This window comes from Candidatus Methanoprimaticola sp. MG2 (genome assembly GCF_047501175.1).
GTDB lineage: Archaea > Thermoplasmatota > Thermoplasmata > Methanomassiliicoccales > Methanomethylophilaceae > Methanoprimaticola.
On the sequence record NZ_JBEQWH010000006.1, the window covers coordinates 127208 to 136965 of the forward strand.

At 59.2% G+C, this 9758-nt stretch carries 10 protein-coding genes and 1 tRNA gene; 4 read left to right on the plus strand and 7 right to left on the minus strand.

Going from position 1 to position 9758, the window contains the following annotated elements; translation table 11 throughout:
• Positions 1 to 70 precede the first annotated feature (70 nt).
• Together V5D86_RS06185 and V5D86_RS06190 are read right to left on the minus strand one after the other, a co-directional pair.
• Positions 71 to 1504 carry an alanine/glycine:cation symporter family protein gene (locus tag V5D86_RS06185; protein ID WP_414595813.1) on the minus strand — a complete coding sequence of 478 codons (1434 nt, stop codon included), beginning with the start codon at positions 1502 to 1504 and terminating at the stop codon, positions 71 to 73.
• Positions 1505 to 1586: 82 nt separating this feature from the next.
• Positions 1587 to 1662, minus strand: a tRNA-Val gene (locus V5D86_RS06190).
• Between the two features lie 222 nt (positions 1663 to 1884).
• Between V5D86_RS06190 and V5D86_RS06195 the strand changes: the two genes are divergently transcribed.
• On the plus strand, positions 1885 to 2868 hold the full coding sequence (locus tag V5D86_RS06195; protein ID WP_414595814.1) for a bifunctional N(6)-L-threonylcarbamoyladenine synthase/serine/threonine protein kinase: 984 nt from the start codon (positions 1885 to 1887) through the stop codon (positions 2866 to 2868).
• A 15-nt stretch (positions 2869 to 2883) separates the two neighbouring features.
• Here the strand turns inward: V5D86_RS06195 and V5D86_RS06200 are convergent, their stop codons facing one another.
• The 4 genes from V5D86_RS06200 to V5D86_RS06215 form a co-directional block, all read right to left on the minus strand.
• Positions 2884 to 4233 carry a DHHA1 domain-containing protein gene (locus V5D86_RS06200; protein ID WP_414595815.1) on the minus strand — a complete coding sequence of 450 codons (1350 nt, stop codon included), beginning with the start codon at positions 4231 to 4233 and terminating at the stop codon, positions 2884 to 2886.
• Positions 4234 to 4239: 6 nt separating this feature from the next.
• Complete coding sequence (locus tag V5D86_RS06205) at positions 4240 to 4695, minus strand: 30S ribosomal protein S15 (RefSeq protein WP_414595816.1); 456 nt, start codon at positions 4693 to 4695, stop codon at positions 4240 to 4242.
• A gap of 110 nt (positions 4696 to 4805) precedes the next feature.
• A complete protein-coding gene (locus tag V5D86_RS06210) occupies positions 4806 to 5177 on the minus strand; it encodes an NUDIX domain-containing protein (RefSeq protein ID WP_414595817.1) in 372 nt (123 codons plus the stop codon).
• A 2-nt stretch (positions 5178 to 5179) separates the two neighbouring features.
• Entirely contained in the window at positions 5180 to 5833 is a 654-nt protein-coding gene (locus V5D86_RS06215) for a fibrillarin-like rRNA/tRNA 2'-O-methyltransferase (protein ID WP_414595818.1), read from the minus strand.
• Between the two features lie 51 nt (positions 5834 to 5884).
• Between V5D86_RS06215 and V5D86_RS06220 the strand changes: the two genes are divergently transcribed.
• Together V5D86_RS06220 and V5D86_RS06225 are read left to right on the plus strand one after the other, a co-directional pair.
• Positions 5885 to 7498 (plus strand): inositol monophosphatase family protein, encoded by a 1614-nt coding sequence (locus V5D86_RS06220; protein ID WP_414595819.1) that lies wholly within the window; start codon positions 5885 to 5887, stop codon positions 7496 to 7498.
• On the plus strand, positions 7495 to 7872 hold the full coding sequence (locus V5D86_RS06225) for a Mov34/MPN/PAD-1 family protein (protein WP_414595820.1): 378 nt from the start codon (positions 7495 to 7497) through the stop codon (positions 7870 to 7872). Before V5D86_RS06220 ends, V5D86_RS06225 begins: the two co-directional genes overlap by 4 nt.
• Positions 7873 to 7874: 2 nt before the next feature.
• On the opposite strand, the gene V5D86_RS06230 is transcribed toward V5D86_RS06225, so the two are convergent.
• Positions 7875 to 9227, minus strand: coding sequence for a hypothetical protein (locus V5D86_RS06230; protein ID WP_414595821.1), 1353 nt, complete (start codon positions 9225 to 9227; stop codon positions 7875 to 7877).
• 214 nt (positions 9228 to 9441) lie between these two features.
• On the opposite strand from V5D86_RS06230, the gene V5D86_RS06235 reads away from it, so the two are divergent.
• Positions 9442 to 9660, plus strand: coding sequence for a hypothetical protein (locus V5D86_RS06235; protein WP_414595822.1), 219 nt, complete (start codon positions 9442 to 9444; stop codon positions 9658 to 9660).
• Positions 9661 to 9758: the final 98 nt, after the last annotated feature.

The following is a 9758-nucleotide window of genomic DNA, read 5'->3' on the forward strand; positions in this document are numbered from 1 at the left end:
CATCCGTCGACATTTCCATGCAATAAGTGTCGGGCCGCCCCATTGGGGCGGTAAGGGGTTTTGGAGGGGATCACTCCCACTCGGTGATGTTCTCGGTGTGCTTCACATCCTTGATGCTGTCGCGGTGGAACTCGGGTTCCTCGATCCCTGCCTTCTTCTGCGCGCGGTAGTCCTTGTAGACTGCGAACGCGATCGGAGAGAGCACGGCTACGATGAGGATGTTGACCAGTCCCATCAGGGCGTTGAACGTGTCACTGATGTGATCGAGCACAGAGGTGCTGACCAGACTGGAGAGCAGTATGACCAGAAGGACGATGATACGGACGATGTTGATCGTCATCTTGTTGTCCTTGATGAACCTCACATTGGATTCGGACATCGTGTAGTATCCGATCATACTCGTGAATGCGAAGATCAGCATGAATCCGGCGATTATGTAGTTGGCAGCACTGCCTATGGCCGTGCTGGACATGACAGCCTGCACGAGGTTGGCTCCCGACAGGTCGAGGGCGTAGATGCTCTCGAACGTTCCGAAGGACAGGACGACGAGTGCTGTGACGGTACAGACGATCAGGGTGTCGACAAGGACACCGAAGGACTGGATCATACCCTGCTTCGCAGGGTGGCTGGTGTCCGCGGATGCGGCGACGTTCGCGATGGAACCGAGACCTGCCTCGTTGGAGAAGATACCTCTCCTCATACCGATGATCATGGCGGTTCCGAGTCCTCCTCCAACGAGGGCGGGTGCATCGAACGCGTACTCGAAGATCATGCCGAAGGCATTCCCGATGTTCTGCCAGTTGAGCGCTATGGCGACGAAGGCGAAGATGATCCACAGGAGTGCCATCAGGGGGACGACCTTCGTGGAGAACCTTGCGATCCTCTTGACACCGCCGAAGATGATGATTCCGGCGACGGCCATGATGATGAGTCCGAAGACGAGGGCGTTGTTACCGAAGTCGAATGCTCCGGTAAGTGCGGAGGTGGCATTGGTCGCCTGGACTCCGACGAATCCGATCCCGAATGTCAGGATGAGCATGATGGCGACGAAGATCCCGAGAGGCCTGCTTCCGAGACCTTTAGTGGCATAGTATGCGGGGCCACCATAGTACTGTCCGTCCTCTTTCTTCTCTTTGAAGACCTGTGCGAGAGTACTCTCCATGAAACTGGTTGCGGATCCGATTATCGCAAAGACCCACATCCAGAATATTGCACCGGGCCCTCCGGTGACGATAGCTGTGGCGACTCCGGCGATGTTTCCAACACCGATACGTGCGCCCATACCTATACAGAACGCTTCGAAAGACGACACTTTGGATTTCGTCTTCCCCTCCTGGATTCCTGAGAAGGAAAGTTTGGAGGTCTCATTGATCTTGAGGATCTGGAGTCCCTTCAGTTTGATTGTGAAGAAGATCCCAAACACGACGAGAAGGATGAGTGCAGCCCACCAGACATAACCGTTGATGCTGGTGAAGAAGTTGTCAACTGTTTCAACAATACCCATAAAATCAACTCCATGCGGATGTCAGAGAACGACATCTGCCGTGGTCGAAAGCTTTAGTGGAAAAGATGATTGAAGGAAAAGCTGGTGGGCCCGGCCGGATTTGAACCGGCGACCTCCGCCATGTCAAGGCGACGTCATAACCCCTAGACCACGAGCCCAGCATAGTCGTGGATATTGTCCTTATTATTATATCTTTTGGTTGGTTCTACGGAGTGATACGAGCATCATCCTGGCAATTTCGAATATTTATGTCCGTTAATGGGATGGCGGATACATTTTTCGGTATACGATGTCGCCGCCGATCGCCAACTGGGTACCACGATCAGGAATGGTCCCGCAATCAGATTATACGGTATCTCCCTTCGGGGTAAGTGAACATTATGCTCACACTAGGCATCGAGGGAACGGCACATACGCTGGGAGTCGGGATCGTGGACTCGGACTGCAATGTCCTGGCAAATGAACTCGATATGTTCCGTCCGCCGCAGGGCGGGCTTCATCCGCGTGAGGCCGCGAACCATCATGCGGAGGTGGTAGCCGATGTCATGTCGCGCGCAATGGAAAAGGCGGGGGTCTCCCCGTCCGACATAGGGCTGGTCTCATTCTCGATGGGCCCCGGCCTCGGGCCTTGTCTGAGGGTCGCAGCCACTGCCGCCAGAGCATTCGCCTGTACGCTCGGGCTTCCGATAGTCGGGGTCAATCATTGCATCGCGCACATCGAGATCGGCCGTGCGCTCACCGGTTGCAGCGATCCAGCGCTGCTGTATGCTTCCGGAGGGAACACGCAGGTCATAGCGTTCTCGGAGGGACGTTATCGGATCTTCGGGGAGACCCAGGACATCGGGATCGGGAACATGCTCGACAAGCTCGGCAGGGATCTGGGGATGGGGTTCTACGCGGGCCCGGAGTTCGAGAGGCTTGCAAGAGAGGGCTCGAGATACCATGAGCTCCCATATTCCGTGAAGGGGATGGACATGGCATTCTCCGGTATGATCACCGCCGCGGTGGCCCTCCACAAGAAAGGTGTGCCGTTGGAGGACATAGCGTTCTCCGTGCAGGAGACCGCGTTCGCCATGCTCACGGAGGTCACCGAGAGGGCGATGGCCCACATAGGGAAGGACGAGGTCCTGCTCGGTGGAGGGGTGGCACAGAACGGCCGTCTGCGCGACATGGTCGAAGACATGGCCCATGCGCGCGGAGCGGAGATGTTCGTCCCCGACAGGCAGTTCTGCAGGGACAACGGTGCGATGATCGCCTGGCTCGGAGCGGAGATGTATGGTTCCGGGGTCAGGATGGACATTCCGGAGACGGTCGTCCGTCAGAGGTTCAGGACGGACGATGTAGAGGTCACGTGGCGGGTCTGAGCCGAACGGCCAGCCTCACTCGGACCTTCCGGCCTTCAGCTGCCTTCCGAGGATCCCGTCGAGGTTCTTGAGGAACTCGTCCACCTTCTCGGGCGGTATGGATCCGCCGGCGGCGATCCTGTGGCCCCCGCCGTTCCCTCCGACGGAAGCACACGCTTCGCGCATGGCCGCAGCGAGGTCTATGCCCCTCTCGAGCTGAGGGAACATGCCTCTGCTGGAGATGTTGACCGTTTCACCCTTGCACGAGAGGCCGATGGTAGGCTTCAGCGGGTCGGCGATGGACTGCATCGATATGCCGCAGAGCATCCCGGTGTACCCCGCCTCGGTGGAGTCGAACCATTGCAGGTTCTCCAGGGCGGTGAGTCCTCTGGCATCCAGGTCGGCCATGGCCTTCACGAGCTCCCTGGATGATGCCTCGTCGGTCTCCTCTGCGAGTTTGAGGCACCTCTCGTCGCCCATCCCTGCTGCTATCCCGGCACCGCCGATGCCCGAGCGTCCGCAGCTATTCAGAAGGGCGGACAGGTGCTCCGCATCCATGTCCCAGTCCTTCAGGATGTACCTGTCGCGCGCGATCTCGTTCATGGAGTCCAGGAGCACGCCCTGCTCGGTGAGCTTGATCGCGATAAGGGATGACAGTCTCCTCCGCTCCTCCTCGGTGAGGTCGGAGTACGACTTCTCGTTGGATATCCCCGCATCCTTCAGTATCCCGGCGACCCCTTCGACGCTGCCGCTGACCCCGCGGATGTAGAGGTCCGTGTTCAGGAACAGCCTGGTCATCAGGTTCCCGGAGGGTATCAGGGATCCAGGGACGCGTGTGACGTATCCGCGCTTGGTCCCCTCGTCCAGCAGATAGGTGTTCAGGCCCGAGACGCCATGGATGTGCTGCCTGTCGCCCGCGATGCCAGCGAAGGCGATCTGCACGAGGTCCCAGTTCCGGTCGCTGAGCGCGACCGCGAACAGCAGGCACATGGTGGCGCCGCAGCCGGATGTCATCCCGTCTATCCCGTACAGGTGGGGGTTGGCGTAGACCACTCTCTTGGCCTCGGAGATGATGGTATGGTGATCCAGGACCACGATCGGGACGTCCATCTCGTCCAGCTGGTCGATGTACGATGCCCCTAGGTCCGAGATTATGATGCAGTCGGCCTTGGTGGAGCGGATGACGTTCATGTTGTAGTCGTTCAATGTGGTGAACAGGGTGACCCTGAACTCCTTGCCCTCGCGGATCAGCGCCTTGGCGAGAATCGATGCCGATGACACGCCGTCCGCGTCGTAATGGGAGTAGACCTGGATGAAGTGGTGGCTGCGGACGACATCCGCAGCCTGTGATAAGGTTGTAAGGAGTTTGGGTGGAAGTTTGTCCATATGGACTCACTTGAGCATGAGCTCCGCGTTGCTGAGGGAGTACTTCCAATCTGCGGGGAGAGTACCGATCCTCTTGTAGTAGCGCTCCAGCCTCCTGATCTTTGCCTCGATCATGTTGAGACCCCTCCTGTTGGAGACATCTCCCCTGTTGTCCCTGAGGTGGACGTTAAGGTCGATGGCGCGCCTCATGAGGTTGGCGATGTCCTCGGGAAGAGAACCTGCGACACCCTTCTCTTCCATGATCTGGGTGATGCTCTTTCCGGTTGCGAGCTTGACGTTCGGAACTCCGTACTGGTCCCTGAGGACGAGTCCGATCCTGGCGGAAATCATTCCGTCCTTCGCGAGCTTCACGATGAGGTCCTCGATTTCGGTGGCGTTGAGGGGGACCCATGCGGGATTCTCGGAAATCATCGGGCGGGTGGAGCCGGATTTTCCCTTTCTTCTTGTGTGCATTCTTGCCATTTTTGATCCTCCGAATCATATGGCGGCGAGGCTGGGTTCGCCCATGCGGAATCTGTATATAAATGGTGGCACACGTCCCGCCGCATGCATCCCGTCGTGGTCCGGACGATTCAGACGCCTGTCATGTGCTCACGGGCGAGTTCCACCTGACTTCTCGCCCATGGGACGGTGTGCTCGTACTCGCCGCGTTCGAAAGACAGCCTGTCCGGGATGTCACGGAACAGGGCAGACTCCATCTCGCAGTCCTCCCTGATCCTCTTCCCGAGGACCGCGGCACAGACGTCGCAGTACCCTATGTCCTGTGTGGCGACGATCTCTATCTCGTAACCGGCCTCCTCGATGAACTCGCGGGCGGCCGCCTCCTCGGAGGATTCGCCCTCCTCCACATGCCCGCCGGGCATCTCCCATCCGCCCCTGCGAGTGTGCCAGACCATCAGGAACTCGTCGCCTTCGAACGCGATCGCATACGCGGTCCTGCCCATGATCAGGGCCTCTTGAAGACGATCATGGCATGGTCCTTCTCGTACGGTCCGAGTTCCCTCGAGTCTACTATCCTGTATCCCCTCGTCTTTATGCGGGCGGCCGCCTCCTCGAATATCCTTTCCGGCCTCTCCGTCACGTCCTCGGACCTTGCCTTCACGGCCACCATGCCCCATTCGGCACCGTAATGGTCCATGTTGTCGCAGATGATGTCGGCCTGCCTCTTCTGGGCGACGTCCTGGTACACGATGTCCACACCTTCGGCGAACATGGAGTACTCCTCGGGTTTCGTGGCATCCCCCAGCACGGGCATCATCTGAGGTCTCCCCTCGCAGTTCTTGACGAGCTCGCGGAACATCCTCGGGGCGAACTCCACGCAGACGACCTTCCCATCCCTGGCTATGTCCGCCACGTGGGAAGCGGTGGTCCCGCTGGACGCTCCGAGGTACAGGATCACGGAATCCCTCTCGAAGGGCACGTCCCTCCCGCCGACGGTGAGGTACGCGGAGAGCTTGCTCCTCCTGGGATCCCATTCGCGATACTCCTGGCCGCCGGACGATATCAGACGCTCGCCGTAGACCCTCTTCCTCGGGCACACGGACAGCGTGTACAACCTTCCGCGTTCTTCGAACACTCCCTCGGGGCCGAGCGCATCCATGAGCCGAACCAGGGATACCTCCTATTAAGGGATAGTGTCTACGGGGGACCCATGATCACCATGGAGGACCTCTCGGCGATCGCCGATGCAGTCCAGGAAGCTGTGGAGAAGATACCGACCTCCGAGGAGAGGGGGAAGAAGGTCTGCATGGGCGCGGACGGCACATGCTCTTCACAGATCGATAAGGTCGCTGAGAACGCGGCCCTGATGTACATAGAGCTCCACAAGTTACCCCTGAACATCCTGAGCGAGGAGATCGGGTATGTGGACAACGGCGGGGAGGAGACCCTCGTCATGGACCCGATCGACGGCACATCCAACGCCATCGCCGGCCTCCCGTACTACACGGTGTCCCTCGCGGTGGGGAAGTCCAGGCTGTCCGACATCCGTCTCGGATATCTGAGGAACCTCGCCACGGGAGATGTCATGTGCGCCGAGAGGGGCAAGGGCGCGTTCAAGAACGGCAGGCCGATGCGCGTCCGCAAGGCCGTTCCGGACGACCTCTTCCTCATGATCTACGAGGGCAACGGTGCGCATCCCGATGCGTTCGGCGTGGCCAAGCAGGTCCGTTCGTCCCGCTCGCTCGGCTGCGCGTCGCTCGAGATGGAGATCGTCGCCGAGGGGGAGGCCGACGGCTACTTCATGAAGGCGGAGAAGTACACCCGTTCCGTCCGCGTCGTGGACATAGCGGCGAGCACGATAATCCTGAGGGAGGCTGGAGGAGAGGTCTACGACCTGGACAACAACGTCCTCGACATGCCCTTCGACCTGGAGCACCGCTCCAATTTCCTCGCTGTCGGGGACGACCGCGTGTACGACATCGTGGTGAGGCATCACCTCAACCATGCCGATCATCGGTACGGCGTCTACGCGAACGCCAAGATAGAGAACATAATCGAACCGGCCCGTACGGTGGTGGAGTACCTCAGGGAGAAGGAGGTGGACTTCTGCGTCGACACGGAGATCGCGGACGCCCTCGGGGTCCCCGGGATACCCATCTCCAGGATGGATGCGGACATAATCATCGTCATAGGCGGGGACGGGACCATACTCAGGGCCCTCCAGGCGACCGATGCCAAGATCATCGGGATCAACGGCGGCAGCGTCGGGTTCCTGGCGGAGATAGAGGGGGACGGCATAAGGGAAGGCCTGGACCGGCTCATCGCGGAGGACTACATCGTGGAGACCCGCTTCAAGCTCGCCTGCTTCTACAACGGCGAGTATCTGAAGGACTCCGTCAACGAGGCGGTCGTCCACACGGACACCGTCGCGAAGATACGTCACTTCCGCGTGTACGTCGACGACGTCCTGGCATCCGAGCTGAGGTCGGACGGGATGCTGGTGTCCACCCCCACCGGGTCCACATGCTACGCGATGTCCCTCGGTGCACCGTACATGGACCCGAAGGTCAACGCGCTCCTGGTGGTCCCGATGGCCGCCTACAAGTTCAACTCCCGTCCGTTCGTCGTCCCCGCGACGTCCAAGGTCACCGTGGAGAACGTCCTGGACAAGGGATGCCTCATAGTCCTGGACGGTCAGGACGAGATCTACATGGAGGGCGGGTCCAAGGTGGAGTTCATGATGTCCGAGCAGAAGGCGAAGTTCATCCGCTTCGACACGGACTTCTATTCCCGTGTCAGGGACAAGCTGGTGAACACCCTATGAATGGGCGCATATACGCCGTGGACATCGATTTCATCGACGCGTTCAACGAGGCCGCTCGCTCCACGTACCCTGACGAGTTCCTGTGCATGACCAGGGAGATCGACGGAGTGATATCGGAGATCATAATGCTACCGGGGACGGTGTACGGGGACTCCCACAGTTTCCTGAACCAGTGGATGGCGCCGATCGACTACAGTCTGGCGGGGTCCGCCCACTCGCATCCGGGATACTCCAACGAACCTTCGGACGCGGACAAGGACTTCTTCAGGAACACCGGAGGCATCCATTTCATAACGTGCCAGCCGTACGACAGGACCAGCTGGAGGGCATACGACTCCCACGGGGAGCCTGTGGAGCTAGAGGTCGTGATGTGATGTCAGTGGCCGCGGAGGGCGGCCTCCACGAGCTCCCCTGCGACCTCCATTAGACCCACGAGGTACGCCCTGTCGCGCGATTCCGCAAGGATCTCGACGGAGAACGAATCGTCGGGTCCGGTCGCATGGCGGGCGACGAACCACCCTTCGTCCATCACGACCTTGTACGAATCGCCGTACCGGATGCACTTTTCCGCCAAGTCCCCAAGGTTCTCGTCCATGGCGCGCCTGTAGGCATCCGCCTTTATGGGGCATTTCACGGTCGTCATGTCGCTGAAGTACTCCGGCAGCGACTCCGCGAGTCTGTGGATGCTGTTGTCCCCTGCCATGTGTGCGATGAGCGCGGAGGCGAATATGCCGTCCCCGATGGGGACGCCCTTCCCGAAGATGATCGTGCCGTGGTTGTATCCGAGCTCCGCCCCGTCCGCCACGGCCTCGCTGACGGATGCCGCGTTATCCCTCGTCACAATGACCTTGCGCTCATCCTCCGGGCGGGCCTCGAACGGGCTGACGATGTCGGTCTCGATGGTCCCGTTGAACGCATCCTCGATCAGGGATGTGGAGTCCGCCGTCACCGCTATGGACGACGGCTTCAGATACATCACCAGAAGTGCGAACGCCGTCGCCATCGGGACTATCGTGCCGCTCTCGTCGATTATATCGACCTTTGTCCCGGCCCCGTTCAGTCTGATCCCGATGTTGCCCGGGTTCGACCTTATGTAGTCCCCTAGGACCTTCGGCACGCCGTCCTGGTCCCATTCGGGCACATAGGCCGGGTCCGGCTGGGCGTTGATCATCACTATGTCGGCGTCCATGGAGCCCAGGACGCTGGTGAGCGAGTCGGCTGTGGTGCCGCAGGAGCAGTCCAGTACCGCGGAGCATTTGAGTCCCCCGTCCACCTTCCCGGAGATCATGCGATTGTACTCCTCCGTGGCGGTCGTCGTCTTCCTGTATGTGCCCAGTGCATCGTGCCCGGGCGCCTCCGGGAGGGTCTGCAGGACGATGTCGAGATGCCTGATCTGGTCGTCCCTGAACAATCTCCCATCCTTGTTGAACAGCCAGTATCCGCTGTTGGAATCGGGTCTTCCGGCGACGTACACCCCGCAGTCCCCCTTGGACGCGGCAAGGGCCGCCGCGGGAGCGCTCAGTACGCCCGCGTCTATGACGTCCGCTCCCTGGAAGAGGAGTCCGGACATGACCGCATTGGCCATCACGGCACTGCTGCGCATGAGGTCGCGGGAGACCACCACCGTATGGTTGTCCGCGGCAAGGGCCTTTCCGAGGACTATCCCGTCCTCGGGCAGCATGTCCGTTGCCGGGGAGGAATTCAGAACGAGTCTCCCTTTCTGAGTCATGTTAGGTCGATTTCTCCGATGGTTGATATTGGTTGTGATATCGTTGTATTTTAGAATTCCGTATTGACAATGGTAATCTGATGGTCTGGCTCCTCGGACCGTGAAATGGAAATGCCGAAACTATTGACATTTTACGTTTAGTTGGTCGTATTTGCCCAATCATTTTTATACTTTAAATATGGTTGAAACACCCAGACTAAGGGGGGATGAAACCATGGTCATGGAGAAAATCGATTTCAAGAAGGCACAGGCTATTGCCAAGAACAAGGGTCTGAAGCCCGGAAAGGTGAAGGGAACAGAGGGGATTCAGTTTACCAAGGGTAAGAACAACAGACTCGATGTCATAACATGGGAAGAGTTCGAGGCGATTCTCGAGAAGAGGAAACTCGCCGTGTACGAATCCGGCGGATGGATGAAGATAATGAAGGCCTGAGGCCTTGTTGCTCTTCCCGAGCCCACGGGGCTCGGAGGAGTACTAGTGTGTTTCCTAATTCTGGTGTCATATAGACATCCTCGTGGATTTGAAACGGT